Below are 20863 nucleotides of genomic sequence, written 5' to 3' on the forward strand. Positions count from 1 at the left end.
ACGAAGCCTCCGTACTAACCCCAGTCGGCTATACTCGATGGGTTTACCTGAACCCTACGCTGCCCGGCGCCAAAACCCCTCGGTTTCTACAAGTTGACCCGTCCCCGGACGGGTTGATGCTGGGCACGCGAACCACTTGCGGAGACCCTTTGTGCTGACCGACCTGCTCCATCCCCCTCAAGCAATCCTGGCTCTGGCGGATGGGACGGTGTTCCGAGGCCAGTCCATCGGCGCGACCGGCCAGACGGTCGGTGAAGTGGTGTTCAACACCGCGCTGACCGGCTACCAGGAAATCCTGACCGACCCCAGCTACTGCCGCCAGATCGTCACGCTGACGTATCCGCACATTGGCAGCTACGGCATCAGCGAGGAAGACGTCGAGGCCGGCAAGGTCTTCGCCGCCGGCCTTGTCATCAAGGACCTGCCGATCCGCGCGTCCAACTTCCGCTCCGGCAAGACGCTGGATGCTTACCTGCGCGAGCAGGGCACAGTCGGCATCGCCGGCCTGGACACGCGCCGCCTGACGCGCGTTCTGCGCACCCAGGGCGCGCAGAACGGCTGCATCCTGGCTCTGCCCGCTGGTGAGGCCGTCACGCAGGCGCACATCGACACGGCGGTCGCCGCCGCCAAGGCCGCACCGTCGATGGCCGGCCTGGATCTCGCCAAGGTCGTCAGCCGCACCGAGAGCGAAGCCTGGACGCAGACCGAGTGGAAGCTCGGCAGCGGCTACGGCACTCAGGGCGCGCCGAAGTTCCACGTCGTCGCCTACGACTTCGGCGTCAAGCTCAACATCCTGCGCATGCTGGCCGAGCGCGGCTGCAAGGTCACCATCGTGCCGGCACAGACGCCCGCCAGCACCGTGTTCGACCTGGAGCCGGACGGCGTGTTCCTGTCCAACGGTCCTGGTGACCCGGAGCCCTGCGACTACGCCATCAAGGCCACGGCCCAGTTGATCGAATCCGGCATCCCCGTCTTCGGCATCTGCCTGGGTCACCAGATCCTGGCGCTGGCTTCGGGCGCCAAGACCTTCAAGATGAAGTTCGGCCACCACGGCGCCAACCATCCGGTCAAGGACCTGGACAGCGGCCGCGTCGGCATCACCAGCCAGAACCACGGCTTCGCCGTCGACCCCGAGACGCTGCCGGCGAACCTGCGCGCCACCCACGTCAGCCTCTTCGACGGCACGCTGCAGGGCATCGCCCGTACCGACAAGCCGGCCTTCAGCTTCCAGGGCCACCCGGAAGCCAGCCCCGGCCCGCACGACATCGCCTATCTGTTCGACCGTTTCATTGGCCTGATGAACAAGGCTTGAGGAGGCTCGCATGTTCGGCATCACCGACCTCGGCACCTTTCTCGCGGCAGCGATCTTCATCATCCTGCTGCCGGGCCCGAACTCGCTGTACGTGCTGTCCGTTGCGGCGCAGCGTGGCGTGCGCGCCGGCTACACGGCCGCCTGCGGCGTGTTCGTCGGCGACACGGTGTTGATGACGGCTGCCGCGGCCGGTGGCGCATCGCTGTTGATGGCCAGCCCGCAGATCTTCTTCGTCGTGAAGATGGTGGGCGCGGTCTACCTGGGCTGGATCGGCATCCAGCTGCTGCGTGGCGCGCTGAGCACCTGGCGCGGCGATGGCAAGAGCAACGAGGCGCCGCGCGCCGTCGACGCCAGCCAGCCCTTCCGCAAGGCCCTGGTCGTCAGCCTGCTGAACCCCAAGGCCATTGCCTTCCTGCTGTCCTTCTTCATCCAGTTCGTCGACCCGGCCTATCCGACGCCGGCGCTGACCTTCCTGATCCTGGGCGCCATCATCCAGGTGCTCAGCTTCGTCTATCTCTCGACGCTGATCTTCGCCGGCGCCCGCCTCGCGGCGGCCTTCCGTGCGCGGCGTCGTCTCTCCGGTGCCGCTAACGCAGGCGTCGGTGCCCTTTTCGTTGGATTCGGGGCCAAGCTGGCCACGGCCACCCTCTAAAAAGTTCCAAGAGCGCAGACCGCCATGCCGAAACGTACAGACCTCAAGAGCATCCTCATCATCGGCGCCGGCCCGATCATCATCGGCCAGGCCTGCGAGTTCGACTACTCGGGCGCCCAGGCCTGCAAGGCGCTGCGCGAGGAGGGCTACAAGGTCATCCTGGTGAACAGCAACCCCGCGACCATCATGACGGACCCGGACACGGCGGACGTCACCTACATCGAGCCCATCACCTGGCAGGTGGTCGAGAAGATCATCGCCAAGGAGCGCCCGGACGCGGTGCTGCCCACGATGGGCGGCCAGACCGCGCTGAACTGCGCGCTGGACCTGCACAAGCATGGCGTGCTGGCCAAGTACAACGTCGAGATGATCGGCGCCAACGAGGTCGCCATCGAGAAGGCCGAGGACCGCCTGAAGTTCAAGGACGCGATGACCAAGATCGGTCTGGACTCGGCCAAGTCGGGCATCGCGCACACGCTGGAAGAGGCCTGGGGCGTGCAAAAGCGCATCCACGCCGAGATCGGCGGCGCCGGCTTCCCTATGGTCATCCGCCCCAGCTTCACGCTGGGCGGCACGGGCGGAGGCATTGCCTACAACCCGGAAGAGTTCGAAGAGATTTGCAAGCGCGGCCTGGACCTGTCGCCTACCAACGAGCTCCTCATCGAAGAGAGCCTGATCGGCTGGAAGGAGTACGAGATGGAGGTCGTCCGCGATAAGGCGGACAACTGCATCATCGTCTGCTCCATCGAGAACCTGGATCCCATGGGCATCCACACCGGTGACTCCATCACCGTGGCGCCCAGCCAGACGCTGTCGGACAAGGAATACCAGCTGCTGCGCAACGCGTCGCTGGCCGTGCTGCGCGAGATCGGCGTGGACACGGGCGGCTCCAACGTGCAGTTCTCCATCAACCCGAAGAACGGCCGCATGATCGTCATCGAGATGAATCCGCGCGTGTCGCGTTCATCCGCGCTGGCATCCAAGGCCACCGGCTTCCCCATCGCCAAGGTCGCGGCCAAGCTGGCCGTCGGCTACACGCTGGACGAGCTGAAGAACGACATCACCGGTGGCGCCACGCCGGCGTCCTTCGAACCTAGCATCGACTACGTCGTCACCAAGATCCCGCGCTTCGCCTTCGAGAAGTTTCCGATGGCCGACTCGCGGCTGACGACGCAGATGAAGTCCGTCGGCGAGGTGATGGCCATGGGCCGCACCTTCCAGGAATCCTTCCAGAAGGCGCTGCGCGGCCTGGAGACGGGCATCGACGGCCTGACCGAGCGCTCGACCGACCGTGAAGAGATCGTGCAGGAGATCGGCGAAGCCGGTCCCGAGCGCATCCTCTTCCTGGCCGATGCCTTCCGCATCGGCATGACGCTGGACGAGATCTACGACGAGACCGCGGTGGACCCGTGGTTCCTGGCCCAGATCGAACAGCTGATCCAGATCGAAGGCGACCTGAAGGGGCGTTCGATTGAATCGATCACCGAAGCCGAACTGCGCCTGCTCAAGACCAAGGGCTTCTCTGACAAGCGCCTGGCCAAGCTGCTGGGCACGAACCAGCATGCCGTGCGCGAACGCCGCCACGCGCTGAACGTGCGCCCGGTCTACAAGCGCGTGGACACCTGCGCCGCCGAGTTCTCGACGCAGACGGCCTATATGTACTCGACCTATGAGGGCGAGGGCGCCGAGTGCGAGGCCGCGCCGACGGACAAGAAGAAGATCATGGTGCTGGGCGGTGGCCCCAACCGCATCGGCCAGGGTATCGAGTTCGACTACTGCTGCGTGCACGCGGCCCTCGCCATGCGCGAGGACGGCTACGAGACGCTGATGGTCAACTGCAACCCTGAGACCGTCTCGACCGACTACGACACGTCCGACCGCCTGTACTTCGAGCCGGTCACGCTGGAAGACGTGCTGGAGATCGTCGACAAGGAAAAGCCGGCCGGCGTCATCGTGCAGTACGGCGGCCAGACGCCGCTGAAGCTGGCGTTGGACCTGGAGCGCGCCGGCGTGCCCATCATCGGCACCACGCCTGATTCCATCGATATCGCCGAGGACCGCGAGCGCTTCCAGAAGCTGCTGCACGAGCTGGGCCTGAAGCAGCCGCCCAACCGCACCGCGCGCACCGAAGAGCAGGCCGTCACGCTGGCCAATGAGATTGGCTACCCGCTGGTCGTTCGTCCGAGTTATGTGCTGGGTGGCCGCGCGATGGAGATCGTGCACGGCGACAAGGACCTGGAGCGCTATATGCGCGAGGCCGTGCGCGTCAGCGAGAAATCGCCCGTGCTGCTGGACCATTTCCTGCAGGACGCCGTGGAGGTGGACGTGGACTGCATCAGCGACGGCGTCGACACGATGATCGGCGGCATCATGGAGCATATCGAGGCGGCCGGCATTCACTCTGGCGACTCAGCTTGCTCGCTGCCGCCCTACACGCTGGCGGCCGACGTGCAGGACGAGTTGCGCCGCCAGACCGCGGCCATGGCCAAGGCGCTCAAGGTCGTCGGCCTGATGAACGTGCAGTTCGCCATCCAGGGCGACGTGGCCAAGGGCCTCGCCCACTGCACGATCTACGTGCTGGAAGTGAACCCGCGCGCCTCGCGCACGGTGCCCTACGTCTCCAAGGCCACCGGCCAGCAGCTCGCCAAGATTGCGGCCCGCTGCATGGCCGGCCAGAAGATCGCCGACCAGCGCGACCGCAAGGGCCGCGTGCCGGCCGAGGTGATTCCGCCTTACTTCAGCGTCAAGGAAGCCGTCTTCCCCTTCAACAAGTTCCCGGGCGTGGACCCCATCCTCAGCCCCGAGATGCGTTCGACCGGTGAAGTGATGGGCGCAGCCAAGACCTTTGGCGAAGCCATGCTGAAGAGCCAGATCGGCGCGGGCTCGCGTCTGCCGCGCCAGGGCAACGTGCTGATCACGGTCAAGAACAACGACAAGGCCCGTGCGATTGCCATCGCCAAGGACCTGCACGAACTGGGCTTCGGCATCGTCGCGACCAAGGGCACGGCCGCGGCCATCACGGAAGCCGGCGTGCCGGTCAAGCTGATCAACAAGATCAAGGACGGCCGGCCGCACATCGTCGACGCGCTGAAGGGTGGCGACATCCAGCTCGTCTTCACGACGGTGGACGAGACCCGCACGGCCATCGCGGACAGCCGCTACATCCGCCAGTCCGCGCTGGCCAACCGCGTGACCTACTACACGACGATGGCCGGCTGCGAAGCCGCGGTCGAAGGCATGAAACACCGTGACGGTCTGACCGTGCAATCCCTGCAGGAACTGCACGCCGAGCTGGCTTAAACTACAGCTCATCGATTCCGCCGCCGCAGCCTGGACTCCCGGGCCGCAGCGGCGGAACTCTTTTTGCCATCGAGTTCTGACATGACGACCATTCCCCTGACCAAGCGCGGCGCCGAGGCGCTCAAGGCCGAACTGCATCGCCTCAAGACCGTCGAGCGCCATGCCGTCGTCCAGGCCATTGCCGAGGCCCGTGCCCAGGGCGACCTGAGCGAGAACGCCGAGTACGACGCCGCCAAGGACAAGCAGGGCTTCATCGAAGGCCGCATCCTCGAAATCGAGGGCAAGCTCGCGGCCGCGCAGATCATCGATCCCGCCACGCTGGACGCCGGCGGCCGTGTCGTGTTTGGCGCGACCGTGGATCTGGAAGAAGAGGCCAGTGGCACCGAGGTGACCTACCAGATCACCGGCGACGACGAGGCCGACATCAAGCTGGGTCGCATCTCGGTCGGCTCGCCCATCGCGCGCGCGCTGATCGGCAAGGAGGCCGGTGACGTCGCCGAAGTGCAGGCCCCCGGCGGCATCAAGCGCTACGAGATCGTCGAAGTCCGGTACGAATAGCCCACCCCCTACCTGCTGCGCCGGCCCCCTCTAGGGGGCGCAGCCAGCGGCCCGGCAAAGCCGGATCCGCGGCAGCCGCTCGGTCAGGCACTACGAATTGGCGACGATGTTTCAGAAACTCCAAGCCCTGCTGGCCGCCCTCTGGGGCGGCTTTTTGCTTTGCGTTGCCTTTGCGGCCACGCCCAGTGCCTTCGCCGTGCTGGAGCGGGCTCAGGCGGGCGCCTATGTGGGACGTGTGTTCGCCATCGAGGCCCAGATCAGCCTGGCCGCAGCCCTGATCCTGATGCTGCTTGAGCGCCGCATTGCCCGTGACGCCGTCGAGGCGGGCGCCACAAGCAATGTCTTCTCGCCCAAGTTGCTGCTGCCGGCGGTCGCGCTGTTCTGCACGATTGCCGGCTACTACGGGCTGCAGCCCATGATGGCGGACGCCAAGGCCGGCCATGGCGTCGCGTCATTCGCGGCGCTGCATGGCGTGTCGCTGGCCTTTTTCGGTGTGAAGGGCCTCGCGGTGCTGGGCCTCGCCTGGATCAGTCAGCAGCGGTCTTCTTGACGCTCGTAGTCTTGCTGCGCTTCTTGATGCGCTTGATCTCGCCGCCCTGGGTCACGCGCTCATTGCCCATGACCTTGACCTTGTTGATCTGGGGGCGGCCGTTGCCGCTCTTGGAGAACTTGACGATCTTGACGACGCGCGGGCCGGGCATGGCGCCTTCGCGCTCGGCCTTGGCCTTCTCGGGGATGGGGCGCCACAGTACCAGCAGCTTGCCGATGTGCTGGATGGGTGCCGCGCTCAGCTCGTCGCAGAGCTGGGCAAACATCGCTTCGCGGGCAGCGCGGTCGTCGCCCAGCACGCGGACCTTGATGAGGCCGTGGGACTTCAGCGCCGCGTCGGTTTCCTTGACGACGGCAGGCGTCAGGCCCTCGCCGCCGATCATCACGACCGGGTCGAGATGGTGGGCATCGGCGCGCTTGTCCTTGCGCTGGGCGGGGGTCAGGTTGATTTGAGGCATCCCCGTATTATCCCGTAGGCATGAAAACTCAAACCAAAAGCAAGAAGCTGAACAAGGCATGGCTGAACAACCATGTCTCGGATCCTTACGTCCAGCAAGCGCAAAAGGACGGCTACCGGTCGCGCGCGGCCTACAAGCTCAAGGAAATCGACGAGGAGCTCAAGCTGATCCGCCCGGGCCAGGTGGTGGTCGACCTGGGCGCCACCCCCGGCGCCTGGAGCCAGTATCTGCGCCGCAAGTTCGCGCCCAAGGAGGCGGGGCAGGGCGGGGCGGCGGTGGGCCAGCTCAACGGCACCATCATTGCGCTGGACCTGCTGGAGTTCGAGCCCATCGAGGGCGTGCAGTTTATCCAGGGCGATTTCCAGGAAGACGCCGTGCTGGCCCAGCTGGAAGAAGCGCTGGCCGGCAAGCCCGTGGATGTCGTTGTTTCGGACATGGCGCCCAATCTGTCGGGTATTGCGGCGACAGACGCCGCCCGCATTTCCAACCTGATCGAGCTGGCCGTCGATTTCGCCGACAAGCACCTCAAACCCGATGGGGCGCTGGTGGCCAAGGTCTTCCACGGCAGCGGCTACAACGAGCTCGTCGACCTCTTCAAGGCGCATTTCAAGGTCTTCAAGGTCGTGAAGCCCAAGGCCTCGCGCATCCGCTCTTCCGAGACATTCTTGGTTGGCCTGGGGTTGAAAAACCGCTGATTACAGGGCTGGCCCTCTTGCCTCACATAAAATCGTCCCCACTGTCCCGAAACCCGCGCTGGGCCATCAGGGCCAAGGAGTCGCAGTGAACAATCAATGGTTTTCGAAGTTCGCCGTCTGGATCGTCATCGCGCTGGTGCTGTTCACGGTCGTCAAGCAGTTCGGCAGCACCACGGCCCCCGGCAAGCAAGTCACCTATTCCGAGTTCCTGGATCTGGTCCAGGCGCACCGGATCAAGTCGGCGACGCTGCCTGACGGCATCACCGGCGACATCTACGCCGAGGACACCGAAGGCAACAAGATCCGCACCCTGGCCACCTACCAGGACCGCGGCCTCGTGGGCGACCTGCGCAGCAACGGCGTCAAGTTCGACATCAAGCCGCGCGAAGAGCAGAGCTTCCTGGTCAGCATGCTGATCAACTGGACGCCCATGCTGCTGCTGATCGGGGTGTGGGTCTATTTCATGCGCCAGATGCAGGGCGGCGGCAAGGGCGGAGCGTTCAGCTTCGGCAAATCCAAGGCCCGCATGCTCGACGAGGCCAACAACTCCATCACCTTCGCTGACGTCGCCGGCTGCGACGAAGCCAAGGAAGAGGTGAAGGAACTCGTGGACTTCCTGAAGGATCCGCAGAAGTTCCAGAAGCTCGGCGGCCGCATTCCGCGCGGCGTGCTGATGGTGGGGCCCCCGGGCACTGGCAAGACGCTGCTGGCGAAGTCCATCGCCGGCGAAGCCAAGGTCCCCTTCTTCACGATCTCCGGCTCCGACTTCGTCGAGATGTTCGTCGGCGTCGGCGCGGCGCGCGTGCGCGACATGTTCGAGCAGGCCAAGAAGAGTGCGCCCTGCATCATCTTCATCGACGAAATCGACGCTGTCGGCCGACACCGTGGCGCGGGCCTGGGCGGCGGCAACGATGAGCGCGAGCAGACGCTGAACCAGATGCTGGTCGAGATGGACGGCTTCGACACCAACCTGGGCGTCATCGTCATCGCGGCCACCAACCGCCCCGACATCCTCGACCCAGCTCTGCTGCGCCCGGGCCGCTTCGACCGCCAGGTCTACGTCACGCTGCCCGACATCCGCGGCCGCGAGCAGATCCTGAACGTGCACATGCGCAAGGTGCCCATCGGCCAAGACGTGAACGCGTCCATCCTGGCCCGCGGCACGCCCGGCATGAGCGGCGCTGACCTGGCCAACCTCGTCAACGAGGCTGCGCTGTTCGCTGCCCGCCGCAACGCCCGCCTCGTCGAGATGATCGATTTCGAGCGCGCCAAGGACAAGCTCTACATGGGCCCCGAGCGCAAGAGCATGGTCATGACCGAGGACGAGAAAAAGGCCACGGCCTATCACGAGTCCGGTCATGCCGTCGTCGCCGAGATGCTGCCGGGCACCGACCCGGTCCACAAGGTCACGGTCATGCCGCGCGGCCGCGCCCTGGGCGTGACCTGGCAGTTGCCCGAGCGTGACCAGCACAGCCTCTACTTCAAGCAGATGCTCAACAGCATCAGCATCATGTTCGGCGGCCGCATTGCCGAGGATCTGTTCGTCCACGACATCTCCACCGGTGCGTCCAACGACTACGAGCGCGCCACCCGCATGGCCCGCGACATGGTCACGCGCTACGGCATGAGCGAGGCGCTGGGCCCGATGGTCTATGCGGAGAACGAGGGCGAGGTCTTCCTCGGCCGCAGCATGACCAAGACGGCCAACATCAGCGAGACCACGCAGCAGAAGGTCGACAGCGAGATCCGCCGCATCCTCGACGAGCAGTACGCCGTCGCGCAGAAGATCCTGGAAGACAACCGCGACAAGGTCGAGGCCATGACGGCCGCGCTGATGAAGTGGGAAACCATTGACCGCGAGCAGATCCTGGACATCATGGCCGGCCGCCCGCCGCGCGAGCCCGGCAGCACGCCGTCGGCGCCCAGCAGCGGCCCGAGCGGCGGCACGCCGCCGGTCAGCACCGACGGCGCACCGGCCGCGGCCTGATCCCCACTCCAGACGGGCCCGGCTTCCACCGGGCCCGTTTTCCATTCGGGCAGACAACCATGCACTGGCAGACCCGCCGCTTCCGCATCGATCTGAGCCGCCCCCGCGTAATGGGCATCGTCAACGTGACACCCGACTCCTTCTCCGACGGTGGCAGCCACGACGACACTCGCGCGGCCATCGCGCATTGCGAGCGACTGGTGGCCGAGGGGGCGGACATCCTCGACATCGGTGGCGAGTCCACGCGGCCGGGCGCGCCGCACGTCGATGCCGCCAGCGAGTGGGCACGCATTGCCGAGGTGTTGGCCGCAGCTGTGACCTTGGGGGTGCCGGTTTCCGTCGACACCTACAAGCCCGACGTCATGCACCGCGCACTGGATGCCGGTGCAGACATCATCAACGACGTGCAGGCCCTGCAGATGCCAGGCGCACTGGCCGCCGTGGCCGGCAGTGGCGCGGGCGTCTGCCTGATGCACATGCGTGGCGAGCCTGCGTCGATGATGGACCTGGCCGTCTATGGCGACATCGTGGCCGAAGTGGGCGCCTTCCTGGCCCGGCGCGCCCAGGCCGCGCGCGAGTCGGGCATGCCGGCCGACTGCATCACCCTCGACCCAGGCTATGGCTTTGCCAAGAGTGCCGAGCACAACCTGCGCCTGCTGGCCGGTCAGCGGCGGCTGACGGAACTCGGCTACCCGCTGCTGGTGGGCTGGTCGCGCAAGCGCACCCTGGGCGACATCACCGGCCGGCCTGTGGACCAGCGCCTGGCTGCCAGCCTGGCCGCTGCGCTGCGGGCCGTCAGTGCCGGCGCAAACGTAATTCGTGTGCACGATGTCCCCGCCACGGTGGACGCCCTCAAGGTCTGGGCCGCCGTCGATGCGGCGACAATTTCGCCCACTGTATAAAAGGATGAGCTAGATGAGCCGCAAGTATTTCGGAACCGACGGCATTCGCGGCACGGTGGGCCAGGACCCGATCACGCCCGACTTCATGCTGCGCCTGGGCCATGCCGTCGGTCGCGTGCTTCGCAAGTCCAGCAAACGCCCGACGGTGCTGATCGGCAAGGACACCCGCATCTCCGGCTACATGATCGAATCGGCGCTGGAGGCCGGCTTCGCTTCCGCCGGCGTCAACGTGCTGCTGACCGGCCCGTTGCCCACCCCGGGCGTCGCCTACCTGACCCGCGCGCTGCGCCAGGACCTCGGCGTCGTCATCAGCGCCTCGCACAACGCATTCCAGGACAACGGCATCAAGTTCTTCTCTGCCAGGGGCGAGAAGCTGCCCGACGCCTGGGAGCTGGCCGTCGAGGCCGCGCTGGAAGAAGCGCCGCAGTGGGTGGATTCCGCCAGTCTCGGCCGCGCCAAGCGCCTGGAAGACGCGCGCGGCCGCTACATCGAGTTCTGCAAGAACAGCTTCGGCTCCGACCTGACGCTCAAGGGGCTGAAGATCGTCGTCGATGCCGCTCATGGCGCGGCCTACCACGTGGCGCCCGACGTTTTTCACGAGCTCGGTGCCGAGGTGATCGCCATTGGCTGCAAGCCCGATGGCTTCAACATCAACGCCGGCTTCGGTGCGACCTCGCCTGGCGCGCTGGTCGAGGCCGTCAAGGCCAACGGTGCGGACTACGGCGTGGCGCTGGACGGCGACGCCGACCGCCTGCAACTGGTGGATGCCAACGGGCGCCTCTACAACGGCGACGAACTGCTCTACGTGATGGTGGCCGACCGCCTCAGCCAGGGCGTGCGCGTGGCCGGCGCCGTCGGTACGCTGATGACGAACATGGCCGTCGAGCTGGCGCTGCGCTCGCGCGATGTCGAGTTCGTGCGCGCCAAGGTCGGCGACCGCTACGTGCTGGAAGAGCTGGCCGCGCGCGGCTGGCAACTGGGCGGTGAGGGTTCTGGCCACCTGCTGGCGCTGGACAAACACACGACAGGCGACGGCATCGTCAGCGCGCTGCTGGTGCTGCAGTCGGTTTGCCGCAGTGGTCGCGGTCTGGCGGAGCAGCTTCAGGGTGTCGAGCTGTTCCCTCAGACGCTGATCAACGTTCGCCTGCAGGCGGGCCAAGACTGGAAGACCAATACCCGCCTGGCCGACGAGCAGACCGCGGTGACGGCAGAGCTCGGCGACCGTGGCCGCGTGCTGATCCGCGCTTCGGGCACGGAGCCGTTGCTGCGCGTCATGGTGGAGGCCTCCGACGCCGGGCTTGCCCAGCGCTGCGCTCAGCGTCTGGCCGAGGCCGTCGCCGCCTGACAGTCGCGTGCACGTGCCAGATGAACAAGGCCGCCCGAGGGCGGCCTTTTGACGGGCGGAGTACCTGGCTTACTTCTTGGGCGGCATCAGCACGCGGTCGACCACATGGGCCACGCCGTTCGTCGCGACGATGTCGGCCTGCTGAACGACGGCATCGTCCACGGTAACGAAGCTGCCTGCCTTCGCGAGGGCGACGGAGGCGCCCTGGCGGGTCTTGGCGGCGCCCGGCTTCACGTCGGCAGCGGCCAGGCGGCCGTCGATGATGTGATAGCTCAGCACGGCCTTGAGCTGGGCCCGGTCGGCGGCCAGCGTTTCCATCGTCTTGGCCGGGACGGCCTTGAAGGCTTCGTCGCTGGGGGCAAAGACGGTGAACGGACCGGTTGCGCGCAGTTCGTCGGCCAGGCCAGCCTGGGCCACGAGGCGGTTGAAGGTGCTGAGCTGTGGGTCGCGGGCGAGCGTGTCCGTCAGCGGCGCGGGGGCAGGAGTGGTGGCGCAGGCGGCCAGCAGCGCGCTGGCGGCAAGGGCGATCAGCGACGAGCGACGAATCATTCAGGGGCTCCGGTTGGATGGAAATCGACTCGTCGGCACTCTAGGAGTGTCATATGACATTCGCATGAATTGAAAATGACGCTGTCACAAAGCGGGTTTGGGGTGCTTCCCAGCGGGCGTTTGACGCGTTCCAATGCCCGTAATGACGAATCGACGGTCACCGAACCGTCACATTCGATCCCTAGGATGCCGTCATCGTCAAAACCGCCCTGCGGAAGGTGTCTCAGATGAAATTTGTCCAGGTCAGCAAGTCGCTCGCTCTTGTTTCCACTTTGGCGGGCCTGTTCGGTGCCCAAGTGGCGCTTGCCCAGGACGTCACCGGCGCAGGCGCGACCTTCCCGGCGCCCATCTATGCCAAGTGGGCCGATGCCTACAACAAGGCGACCGGCGCGCGCATCAACTACCAGTCGGTGGGCTCCGGCGCCGGCATCCGCCAGATCAAGGCCAAGACGGTCGACTTCGGCGCCTCCGACATGCCGCTGAAGGACGAGGAACTGGCCAAGGACGGCCTGGTGCAGTTCCCTACAGTCATCGGCGGCGTGGTGCCCGTCGTCAACGTCAAGGGCGTCGCCCCGGGCCAGCTGAAGCTGACGGGCACCGTGCTGGCCGACATCTACCTCGGCAAGGTCACGAAGTGGAACGACGCGGCCATCACGGCGCTGAACCCCGGCGTGGCGCTGCCTGACGCGGCCATCGCGCCGGTGGCTCGCGCCGACGGCTCGGGCACGACCTTCATCTTCACCAACTACCTTTCCAAGGTCAGCGCCGACTGGAAGGACAAGGTCGGCGAAGGTACGACGGTCAAGTGGCTGGCCGGCACGGCCGGCAAGGGCAACGAGGGCGTCGCCGCCTTCGTGCAGCGCCTGCCCAACTCCATCGGCTACGTCGAGTACGCCTATGTGAAGCAGAACAAGATGACCTACGTCCAGCTGAAGAACAAGGACGGCCAGTGGGTCAATCCGAGCGACGACGCCTTCAAGGCCGCTGCCTCGGGCGCCGACTGGAACAAGACCTTCTACCAGATCACGACCGACCAGCCCGGCAAGGCTGCCTGGCCGCTGACCAACCCGACCTACATCCTGATGTTCAAGTCGCAGGACAAGGCCGCCAACGCCAGCGCCGCGCTGAAGTTCTTCGACTGGGCCTACTCCAATGGCGACAAGATGGCCGATGACCTCGACTACGTGCCGCTGCCGGCCAGCGTGAAGGACCTGGTGCGCAAGCAGTGGGCCGATCACATCAAGGACACGGCCGGCAAGCCCGTCGCCTACAAGTGATATCGGGGTGCTGAGGCAAAGGCCCGGCTCCGGCCGGGCTTCGCCACATCGAAGGCGCCCACCTCTACCGACCAGCCCCTCCGGAGGTTCCTTGGCAGCCATACTTCCCGCCGACAGCGCCGGCGCTGATCGAAGCGAACCTCAGCCGCACTCGATGAAGCCGCAACCCCCGCGCCGCCGCGTCGCCCCCTGGGCCGACGCGCTGTTTGCCGCCCTGTCCCAGGGGGCCGCCTGGCTGACGCTGGCCCTGATGGTCGGCATCATCGGCTCGCTCGTCATCGGCGCTGCACCGGCGCTGAAGGCCTTTGGCCTGGGTTTTCTGACCAGCGCGGAATGGGATCCGGTCCAGGAGAAGTTCGGCGGCCTGGTGATGATCTACGGCACCCTGGCCAGTTCCTTCATCGCGCTGCTCATCGCCGTGCCGGTTAGCTTCGGCATTGCCATCTTCCTGACCGAGCTCTCCCCCAGCTGGCTCAAGCGCCCCCTGGGTATCGCCATCGAGCTGCTGGCCGCCGTCCCGTCCATCGTCTACGGCATGTGGGGCCTGCTGGTGTTCGGTCCCATCCTCGCAACCTTCGTGCAGCAGCCGCTGCAGGCCTTGTTCGGCGGGGTGCCCTATGTGGGCTCCCTGTTCTCCGGTCCGCCGGTGGGCATCGGCATCCTGTCCGCCGGCATCATCCTGGCGATCATGATCATCCCCTTCATCGCCTCGGTGATGCGTGACGTCTTCGAAGTCACCCCGCCGATGCTGAAGGAGAGCGCCTATGGCCTGGGCGCGACGACCTGGGAGGTCGTCTCCAAGGTGGTGCTGCCGTACACCAAGACGGGCGTTGTCGGCGGCGTCATGCTGGGCCTGGGCCGGGCGCTGGGCGAGACGATGGCGGTCACCTTCGTCATCGGCAACATGAACCAGCTGAACTCGCTGTCGGTGTTCGAGGCGGCCAACAGCATCACGTCCACGCTCGCCAACGAGTTCGCCGAAGCCGGCGAGGGTCTGCACCAGGCCTCGCTGATGTATCTCGGCCTGGTCCTCTTCCTGATCACCTTCGTCGTGCTGTCCATCTCCAAGCTGCTGCTGATCCGCCTGAAGAAGAACGAAGGAGCGCGCTCATGAGCAAGCTGGACGCAGGCCGCCTGGCCATGCACGCCAAGCGCAAGCGCGTCAACGCCGTAGCGCTGACGCTGTCGCTGGGGGCCATGGCCTTCGGCGTGTTCTGGCTGATCTGGATCCTGTTCGAAACCATCTATCTCGGCATCGGCGGCTTGAACTTCGCCACCTTCACGCAGATGACGCCGCCGCCGCAAGGCGAGGGTGGTGGCCTGGCCAACGCCATCTTCGGCAGCTTCGTCATGGTCGGCCTGGCGACGCTGGTCGGCACGCCGATCGGCATCATGGCGGGCGTCTACCTCGCCGAGTACGGCCAGAAGAACTGGCTCGGCAGTGCGGTGCGCTTCATCAACGACATCCTGCTGTCCGCCCCGTCCATCGTCGTCGGCCTGTTCGTCTACGCGGTCATCGTCGCCCGGATGCACAGCTTCTCCGGCCTGGCCGGTGCGCTGGCCCTGGCGCTGCTGGTCATTCCCGTCGTCATCCGCACGACCGAGAACATGCTCAGCCTCGTGCCCAACGCGCTGCGCGAGGCCGCCTACGCGCTGGGCACGCCGAAGTGGAAGGTCATCCTGTCCATCACGCTGAAGGCGGCCCGTGCCGGCGTCATCACCGGCATCCTGCTGGCACTGGCCCGCGTGTCAGGCGAGACCGCGCCGCTGCTGTTCACGGCACTGTCCAACCAGTTCTGGACCAGCGATCTCGGCGCCCCCATGGCCAGCCTGCCGGTCACCATCTTCAAGTTTGCGATGAGCCCCTATGAGAACTGGCAGAAGCTGGCCTGGGCCGGTGTCTTCCTGATCACCGTCGGCGTGCTGCTGCTGAACATCCTCGCCCGCGTGCTCTTCAAGAACAAACACTAAGGATCCACCCACATGGACGCCAAGATCGAAACGCCCGTGGGCGAGCGCGCCAAGCTCTCGGTGCGCAACCTGAACTTCTTCTACGGCAGTTTCCATGCGCTGAAGAACATCAACCTCGACATCCCCGAGAAGAAGGTCACCGCCTTCATCGGCCCGTCGGGCTGCGGCAAGTCCACGCTGCTGCGCACCTTGAACCGCATGTTCGAGCTCTATCCCGAGCAGCGCGCCGAAGGCCAGATCCTGCTGGACGGTGAAGACATCCTGACCAGCAATGACGATGTCTCTCTGATTCGCGCCAAGGTTGGCATGGTCTTCCAGAAGCCCACGCCCTTCCCGATGTCCATCTACGACAACATCGCCTTCGGCGTGCGCCTGTTCGAGACGCTGCCGCGCGTGGAGATGGACGAGCGCGTCGAATGGGCCCTGAAGAAGGCAGCCCTCTGGACGGAAGTGAAGGACAAGCTCAACCAGAGCGGCGCCGGCCTCTCGGGCGGCCAGCAGCAGCGTCTGTGCATCGCACGCGGCATCGCCATCAAGCCCGAAGTCCTGCTGCTCGACGAGCCCTGCTCGGCGCTGGACCCGATCTCCACCGGCAAGATCGAGGAGCTCATCCACGAACTGAAGAGCGACTACACGGTCGCCATCGTGACGCACAACATGCAGCAGGCCGCGCGCTGCTCCGACTACACGGCCTATATGTACCTGGGTGACCTGATCGAGTTCGGCCCCACGGCCGAGCTCTTCATGAAGCCCAAGCGCAAGGACACGGAAGACTACATCACGGGCCGCTTCGGCTGACCCGCTAGGAGGACGGTATGGTGGACAAGCATCTCTCGACCCAGTTCGACGCCGAACTCAGCGGCATCTCGACCCGCGTGCTGGAAATGGGCGGCCTGGTGGAAGCTCAGGTAGCCCAGGCCGTGCAGGCGCTGGGCGACTTCTCGGCCGAGTCGGCCGACGAAGTGCTGGCCCGTGAGGGTCGCGTAAACATGATGGAAGTCGAGATCGACCGCGATCTCTCGACCATCATCGCGCGCCGCCAGCCCACGGCCCGCGACCTGCGCCTGCTGATCGCGATCTCCAAGAGCATCGCCAACCTCGAACGCGTCGGCGACGAGGCAGCGCGCATCGCCCGCACCGTGCAGCGCCTGGTGGCCAGCGGCGTGTCGAGCCGCCTGCGCGTGCCTATGTCCGATCTGGCCTTCGAGGCCGAGCTGGCGACCACCCAGTTGCGCAAGGCCCTGGACGCCTTCGCCCGGCTGGACGTCGAACGGGCACTGGACGTGCTCAAGCACGACGACGAGATCGACAAGGAGTTCGACGGCCTGCTGCGCAAGCTCATCACCTACATGATGGAAGACCCGCGCACCATCTCGTCGTCCATCGACCTGGTCTTCGTCGCCAAGGCCATCGAGCGCGTCGGCGACCACGCCAAGAACCTGGCCGAGGTCGTCATCTATGTGGTCAAGGGTCAGGACGTCCGGCACAACTCGCCGGAAGCCGTCGAGACCATGGTGCGTTGAAAGGGAGCGAGCGAATGAGTCGAATCCTGGTGGTGGAAGACGAATCGGCGATTGCCGAGCTGATCTCCATCAATCTGCGCCACGCCGGCTTTGAAGTCACGCTGGCCGGCAGCGCCACGCAGGCCCAGCACGAGGTGGACCGCGTGCTGCCCGATCTCGTCGTGCTGGACTGGATGCTGCCCGGCCAGAGCGGCGTCGCCCTGGCCCGCCAATGGCGCGGCACCGCCCGCACGAAAGAGCTGCCCATCATCATGTTGACGGCGCGCGCCGAGGAAGGCGACAAGATCGCCGGCCTGGACGCCGGTGCCGATGACTACGTGACCAAGCCCTTCTCGACCAATGAGCTGCTGGCCCGCATCCGTGCCGTGCTGCGTCGCAAGGCGCCCGAAGCGCTGGACAGCGCGGTCGAGATCGGCCCGCTGCTGCTGGACCCCGGAACGCGCCGAGTCAGTCGCGACGGCGCCGAGGTCAAGCTCGGTCCCACCGAGTTCCGCCTGCTGCATTTCCTGATGACGCATCCCGAGCGCGTGCACAGCCGCTCGCAGCTGCTGGACCGCGTCTGGGGCGACCATGTCTTCATCGAGGAGCGCACCATCGACGTCCACGTCAAGCGGCTGCGCGAGGCGCTGGAGCGCGTGCAGTGCGCGCGCATGATCGAGACCGTGCGCGGCGCCGGCTACCGCCTGACCCAGCAGAGCAGCGCGCTCTCCGCCTGAGATTCGCCCGACTTCATGACCTGGCTGTTGCCTCGACTGCTGCTGGCCTTCGGGGCCGCACTGCTCGGGTTTGTCATCGGAGCGGCCGTGCGCACGGCCACGGGCCTGGACGGCCTGGGCCTGGGTATCGGCGTGGTCGGGGGTGTCGTGACGATGCTGCTGGTCGATGCCGTGCGCGGCCATCGCCTGCTGAGCTGGCTGCGCGGCAACCAGCTAGGGAACGCGCCCCGCGACACGGGCCTGTGGGGCGAGGTGGGCTACCGCATCGAGCGCGCCGTGCGCGACCGCGACCGCGACGTCGCCCGTGGCCGGCTGGAGCTGGAGCAGTTCCTGTCGGCCATCGAGGCCTCGCCCAACGGCGTGCTGATGCTGGATGCCCAGGAACACATCATGTGGTGCAACCGCTCGGCGGCAGACCACTTCTCGCTGGATCCCCAGCGCGACCTGCAGCAGCGCATCACCAATCTCGTGCGCGCGCCGGCCTTCGTGGCCTATCTGCAGGCCGGCAACTTCGCCGAGCCGCTGGTGCTCGGCAACGGTCGCGGCCCGGGCACGCTGTCCATCATCGTGCGCGAGTACGGTGACGGCATGCGCCTCGTGCTGTCGCTGGACGTCACGGAGCGCCTGCGTTCCGAGGCCATGCGGCGCGACTTCGTCGCCAACGTCTCGCACGAGATCCGCACGCCGCTGACCGTGCTGGCGGGCTTCATCGAAACCATGCACACGCTGCCGCTGACGGCCGTGGAGCGCGAGCGCGTCCTCGTGCTGATGACGCAGCAGACCCAGCGCATGCAGACCCTGGTGGCCGACCTGCTGACGCTGGCCCAGCTCGAAGGCAGCCCGCGCCCAGCGCCGGACCGCTGGGTGGCACTGGACGGGCTGCTGGTGCGCATAGCGGCGGATGCCGAGGCGTTGTCCGCCGGCCGCCACCACCTGCGTCTCAGGCCCGCGACCCACATCGAGCTGGCCGGCATCGAGAGCGAACTGCTCAGTGCCGTCGCCAACCTCGTCACCAATGCGGTGCGCTACACCCCGGATGGCGGCGAGGTCGAGGTGACCTGGCGGGTGCTGGAGGGCGGCAATGGCGAACTGACTGTCATCGACACGGGCCTCGGCATCGCGCGCGAGCACATCCCGCGGCTGACCGAACGCTTCTATCGGGTGGACGGCAGCCGTTCGCGTGAAACCGGCGGCACGGGCCTGGGACTGTCCATCGTCAAGCATGTCATGCAGCGCCACGGCGGCGAACTGATGATCCAGAGCGAGGTCGGCAAGGGGTCGCGCTTCCGCCTCGTCTTCCCGGCCGCGCGCGTGCGCCACGCCAGCGATTCGGCCCTGGGCGACGAGGCGGCCTTCAACGCCGCCGCGATGTCAGATCACTGACGCTTGAGCAGCACCAGCCCCGCGCTGCCGCTGCGGTCGGTCGGCCGCTTCACCTGGGCGACGACCTGCCAGCCGTGCGGCGTGGGCTGGCCTGCACCGACGACTGCATAGCTGCAGCCCGAGGTTCCCAGCGAACCGCGGCCGCGGACGGTCCAGCCGCCATGCCATTCCAGGGCGGCCAGCGTCGCGAGGTTCTGACCCGGCGCCGCCAGGCAGGACACGTCGGCCGGCATGCGCGCCCTCAGCCTCGCCACCAGCGGCGCCAGACTGCGCGCGTAATCCAGCGGCGGCAGCAGCAGGCTCATGACCAGCAGCCAGCCCAGGGCAACGCCGCCGGCGGGCAGGGCCAGGCTCTTCCACAGCGCGTGGCGGTGGCGGGCCGTGCGCCAGCGCACCAGGGCCAGCCACGACACCGTCGCCGCGATCGCGAACAGCAGGGCCAGCAGGCTGAAGCGCGGCTCGAATCCCTCGGCCAGGCGGCGCAGGTTGGCCAGCGGCCGCGGCGGCCAGCCCAGATGCATGGACAGGTAGTACAGCCAGAAGAACAGCGCCGCGGCGCTGAAGAAGAACACCGAGAACCAGTCCACCGCTGCCGAGAAGCCGCGGCTCAACGTCGGCAGCGCAAACGCCGCCAGGATGGCCAGTGACGGCAGCGCCAGCAGCAGAGCGCGTTCCGAGCCGTCCATCGCGATGCAGGCCAACAGCGGCACCAGCAGCGCGATGGCCGGCACGGTGATGTGGCGGCGCAGGCCGTGGCGGCGCCAGCGCCAAAGCGTCCACAGGGCCAGCGGTCCGGCCGGCCAGCAGAACCAGGCCAGCAGGCTTGCCAGCGAGCCGAATTGAAGACCCGGTTGAACGCGCCAGGCCCAGCCGTTGAAGCCCCAGGCGGCCAGCACGGCCAGCGTCAGTGCGCCCAGCAGCCAGACGCGCTGGGCCTTGGCCTCGTCGTAGCTGGAGCGATGGTTGAGCAGCACGCCCAGCAGGCCGAGCGCGCAGGCCACGGTCGGCGCGCCACTGGCGGCCAGCACCGGCAGGGCGACCAGCACGGCGATCCGCGCCCGGCCGGGTCGCAAGGGCGCCGCCGCCAGCCCGTAAAGATAGACGGACACGGCCAGCAGCTGCATCAGCTCCGGCGTCGTCTCGTGGCCCAGCTGCAGCAGGCCCAGGGACGCCATTAGCGCCAGCAGCGCGCCGTCGGCCAGCGCGCGGGCGTAGTCCACGGCCTGGGCTTCGCCGCCAAAGGCAAAGGCCACCGGCTGGGCGGCCTCGGTGCGAGCGAGGTGGAAGCAGGCGTACCAGACGGCGACGAGCACGCCGGCCAGAACGAGGGCATAGGGCAGGCGGGCGGCAACGGGCGCGTCCAGGAAGGGCAGGGCCTTGATGGCCAGCGCCCCCAGCCAGTACGGCAGGGGACCGCCCTCGGCCGGGATGCCGGCGATGGCCGGTTGCCACCAGGGCGCGCGGCCCTCGGCGATGCTGGCCATGAAGCCGAAGGCGGAGAGGTCGGCATTGCGCCAGGGATCGCGGCCAAAGATCCCGGGCAGCACATAGGCTGCGCACAGCAGGAGCAGCGCCAGGCGCGGCAGACGCTCGACGCCGCGCTCGGCGACGATGGCAGGGGTGGGGAGATTCACGCGCTGAAGATGAGGGGGTCGGCCGGCATCATGCCGTCAAACGGCGCACGGC

19 protein-coding genes are annotated in these 20863 nt (G+C 66.8%); 16 read left to right on the forward strand and 3 right to left on the reverse strand.

The window, feature by feature from the left end; genetic code table 11:
- Positions 1–151: 151 nt before the first annotated feature.
- From carA to AC07VX_RS20645, 5 genes are all read left to right on the forward strand, one after another.
- Positions 152–1312: a glutamine-hydrolyzing carbamoyl-phosphate synthase small subunit gene (gene carA / locus AC07VX_RS20625; protein WP_493166201.1), complete on the forward strand. Its 1161-nt coding sequence runs from the start codon at positions 152–154 to the stop codon at positions 1310–1312.
- Between the two features lie 10 nt (positions 1313–1322).
- Entirely contained in the window at positions 1323–1964 is a 642-nt protein-coding gene (leuE, locus tag AC07VX_RS20630; RefSeq protein WP_493166200.1) for a leucine efflux protein LeuE, read from the forward strand.
- Between the two features lie 24 nt (positions 1965–1988).
- On the forward strand, positions 1989–5264 hold the full coding sequence (gene carB / locus AC07VX_RS20635) for a carbamoyl-phosphate synthase large subunit (RefSeq protein ID WP_493166199.1): 3276 nt from the start codon (positions 1989–1991) through the stop codon (positions 5262–5264).
- A gap of 81 nt (positions 5265–5345) precedes the next feature.
- Positions 5346–5822 carry a transcription elongation factor GreA gene (gene greA / locus AC07VX_RS20640; RefSeq protein ID WP_493166198.1) on the forward strand — a complete coding sequence of 159 codons (477 nt, stop codon included), beginning with the start codon at positions 5346–5348 and terminating at the stop codon, positions 5820–5822.
- A 106-nt stretch (positions 5823–5928) separates the two neighbouring features.
- Positions 5929–6372, forward strand: a complete 444-nt coding sequence (locus tag AC07VX_RS20645) for a DUF4149 domain-containing protein (protein ID WP_493166197.1) — start codon at positions 5929–5931, stop codon at positions 6370–6372.
- Here the strand turns inward: AC07VX_RS20645 and AC07VX_RS20650 are convergent.
- On the reverse strand, positions 6350–6829 hold the full coding sequence (locus AC07VX_RS20650; RefSeq protein ID WP_493166196.1) for a YhbY family RNA-binding protein: 480 nt from the start codon (positions 6827–6829) through the stop codon (positions 6350–6352). The two genes, AC07VX_RS20645 and AC07VX_RS20650, sit on opposite strands and share 23 nt — an antisense overlap.
- Before the next feature lie 20 nt (positions 6830–6849).
- Here AC07VX_RS20650 and AC07VX_RS20655 point away from each other — a divergent pair, with 20 nt between their 5' ends.
- The 4 genes from AC07VX_RS20655 (at position 6850) to glmM (ending at position 11758) form a co-directional block, all read left to right on the forward strand.
- A complete protein-coding gene (locus AC07VX_RS20655; RefSeq protein WP_493166195.1) occupies positions 6850–7524 on the forward strand; it encodes an RlmE family RNA methyltransferase in 675 nt (224 codons plus the stop codon).
- An 85-nt stretch (positions 7525–7609) separates the two neighbouring features.
- On the forward strand, positions 7610–9511 hold the full coding sequence (gene ftsH / locus AC07VX_RS20660) for an ATP-dependent zinc metalloprotease FtsH (RefSeq protein WP_493166194.1): 1902 nt from the start codon (positions 7610–7612) through the stop codon (positions 9509–9511).
- A gap of 59 nt (positions 9512–9570) precedes the next feature.
- A complete protein-coding gene (gene folP, locus AC07VX_RS20665) occupies positions 9571–10413 on the forward strand; it encodes a dihydropteroate synthase (RefSeq protein ID WP_493166193.1) in 843 nt (280 codons plus the stop codon).
- Positions 10414–10426: 13 nt separating this feature from the next.
- Complete coding sequence (gene glmM, locus AC07VX_RS20670; RefSeq protein WP_493166192.1) at positions 10427–11758, forward strand: phosphoglucosamine mutase; 1332 nt, start codon at positions 10427–10429, stop codon at positions 11756–11758.
- A 69-nt stretch (positions 11759–11827) separates the two neighbouring features.
- Here glmM and AC07VX_RS20675 read toward each other — a convergent pair whose 3' ends face one another.
- Positions 11828–12307, reverse strand: coding sequence for a fasciclin domain-containing protein (locus tag AC07VX_RS20675; RefSeq protein WP_493166191.1), 480 nt, complete (start codon positions 12305–12307; stop codon positions 11828–11830).
- A 227-nt stretch (positions 12308–12534) separates the two neighbouring features.
- Here AC07VX_RS20675 and pstS point away from each other — a divergent pair, with 227 nt between their 5' ends.
- From pstS to phoR, 7 genes are all read left to right on the forward strand, one after another.
- Positions 12535–13584 carry a phosphate ABC transporter substrate-binding protein PstS gene (pstS, locus tag AC07VX_RS20680; protein WP_493166190.1) on the forward strand — a complete coding sequence of 350 codons (1050 nt, stop codon included), beginning with the start codon at positions 12535–12537 and terminating at the stop codon, positions 13582–13584.
- Positions 13585–13738: 154 nt separating this feature from the next.
- The gene (gene pstC, locus AC07VX_RS20685) at positions 13739–14698 is read left to right on the forward strand and encodes a phosphate ABC transporter permease subunit PstC (protein ID WP_493166189.1); all 960 of its coding nucleotides are present in this window, start codon (positions 13739–13741) and stop codon (positions 14696–14698) included.
- On the forward strand, positions 14695–15555 hold the full coding sequence (pstA, locus tag AC07VX_RS20690) for a phosphate ABC transporter permease PstA (RefSeq protein ID WP_493166188.1): 861 nt from the start codon (positions 14695–14697) through the stop codon (positions 15553–15555). The genes pstC and pstA overlap by 4 nt, the downstream gene beginning before the upstream one ends.
- 12 nt (positions 15556–15567) lie before the next feature.
- A complete protein-coding gene (gene pstB / locus AC07VX_RS20695; RefSeq protein WP_493166187.1) occupies positions 15568–16353 on the forward strand; it encodes a phosphate ABC transporter ATP-binding protein PstB in 786 nt (261 codons plus the stop codon).
- Between the two features lie 17 nt (positions 16354–16370).
- The gene (phoU, locus tag AC07VX_RS20700) at positions 16371–17078 is read left to right on the forward strand and encodes a phosphate signaling complex protein PhoU (protein WP_493166186.1); all 708 of its coding nucleotides are present in this window, start codon (positions 16371–16373) and stop codon (positions 17076–17078) included.
- 14 nt (positions 17079–17092) lie between these two features.
- Positions 17093–17794 carry a phosphate regulon transcriptional regulator PhoB gene (gene phoB, locus AC07VX_RS20705; RefSeq protein WP_493166185.1) on the forward strand — a complete coding sequence of 234 codons (702 nt, stop codon included), beginning with the start codon at positions 17093–17095 and terminating at the stop codon, positions 17792–17794.
- A gap of 15 nt (positions 17795–17809) precedes the next feature.
- On the forward strand, positions 17810–19177 hold the full coding sequence (phoR, locus tag AC07VX_RS20710) for a phosphate regulon sensor histidine kinase PhoR (protein ID WP_493166184.1): 1368 nt from the start codon (positions 17810–17812) through the stop codon (positions 19175–19177).
- Here the strand turns inward: phoR and AC07VX_RS20715 are convergent.
- Positions 19171–20811 (reverse strand): hypothetical protein, encoded by a 1641-nt coding sequence (locus AC07VX_RS20715; RefSeq protein ID WP_493166183.1) that lies wholly within the window; start codon positions 20809–20811, stop codon positions 19171–19173. The genes phoR and AC07VX_RS20715 overlap by 7 nt on opposite strands.
- Positions 20812–20863: the final 52 nt, after the last annotated feature.

The sequence above is a fragment of the Roseateles sp. GW821-FHT03B02 genome (assembly GCF_059421025.1).

Coding starts and splice junctions, on each gene's coding strand:
- AC07VX_RS20645 (WP_493166197.1), top strand. CDS start 5,929: ATGTTTCAGAAACTCCAAGCCCTGCTGGCCGCCCTCTGGGGCGGCTTT.
- phoU (WP_493166186.1), top strand. CDS start 16,371: ATGGTGGACAAGCATCTCTCGACCCAGTTCGACGCCGAACTCAGCGGC.
- pstA (WP_493166188.1), top strand. CDS start 14,695: ATGAGCAAGCTGGACGCAGGCCGCCTGGCCATGCACGCCAAGCGCAAG.
- folP (WP_493166193.1), top strand. CDS start 9,571: ATGCACTGGCAGACCCGCCGCTTCCGCATCGATCTGAGCCGCCCCCGC.
- carB (WP_493166199.1), top strand. CDS start 1,989: ATGCCGAAACGTACAGACCTCAAGAGCATCCTCATCATCGGCGCCGGC.
- phoR (WP_493166184.1), top strand. CDS start 17,810: ATGACCTGGCTGTTGCCTCGACTGCTGCTGGCCTTCGGGGCCGCACTG.
- glmM (WP_493166192.1), top strand. CDS start 10,427: ATGAGCCGCAAGTATTTCGGAACCGACGGCATTCGCGGCACGGTGGGC.
- pstB (WP_493166187.1), top strand. CDS start 15,568: ATGGACGCCAAGATCGAAACGCCCGTGGGCGAGCGCGCCAAGCTCTCG.
- pstC (WP_493166189.1), top strand. CDS start 13,739: ATGAAGCCGCAACCCCCGCGCCGCCGCGTCGCCCCCTGGGCCGACGCG.
- pstS (WP_493166190.1), top strand. CDS start 12,535: ATGAAATTTGTCCAGGTCAGCAAGTCGCTCGCTCTTGTTTCCACTTTG.
- phoB (WP_493166185.1), top strand. CDS start 17,093: ATGAGTCGAATCCTGGTGGTGGAAGACGAATCGGCGATTGCCGAGCTG.
- greA (WP_493166198.1), top strand. CDS start 5,346: ATGACGACCATTCCCCTGACCAAGCGCGGCGCCGAGGCGCTCAAGGCC.
- leuE (WP_493166200.1), top strand. CDS start 1,323: ATGTTCGGCATCACCGACCTCGGCACCTTTCTCGCGGCAGCGATCTTC.
- AC07VX_RS20650 (WP_493166196.1), bottom strand. CDS start 6,829: ATGCCTCAAATCAACCTGACCCCCGCCCAGCGCAAGGACAAGCGCGCC.
- AC07VX_RS20675 (WP_493166191.1), bottom strand. CDS start 12,307: ATGATTCGTCGCTCGTCGCTGATCGCCCTTGCCGCCAGCGCGCTGCTG.
- AC07VX_RS20655 (WP_493166195.1), top strand. CDS start 6,850: ATGAAAACTCAAACCAAAAGCAAGAAGCTGAACAAGGCATGGCTGAAC.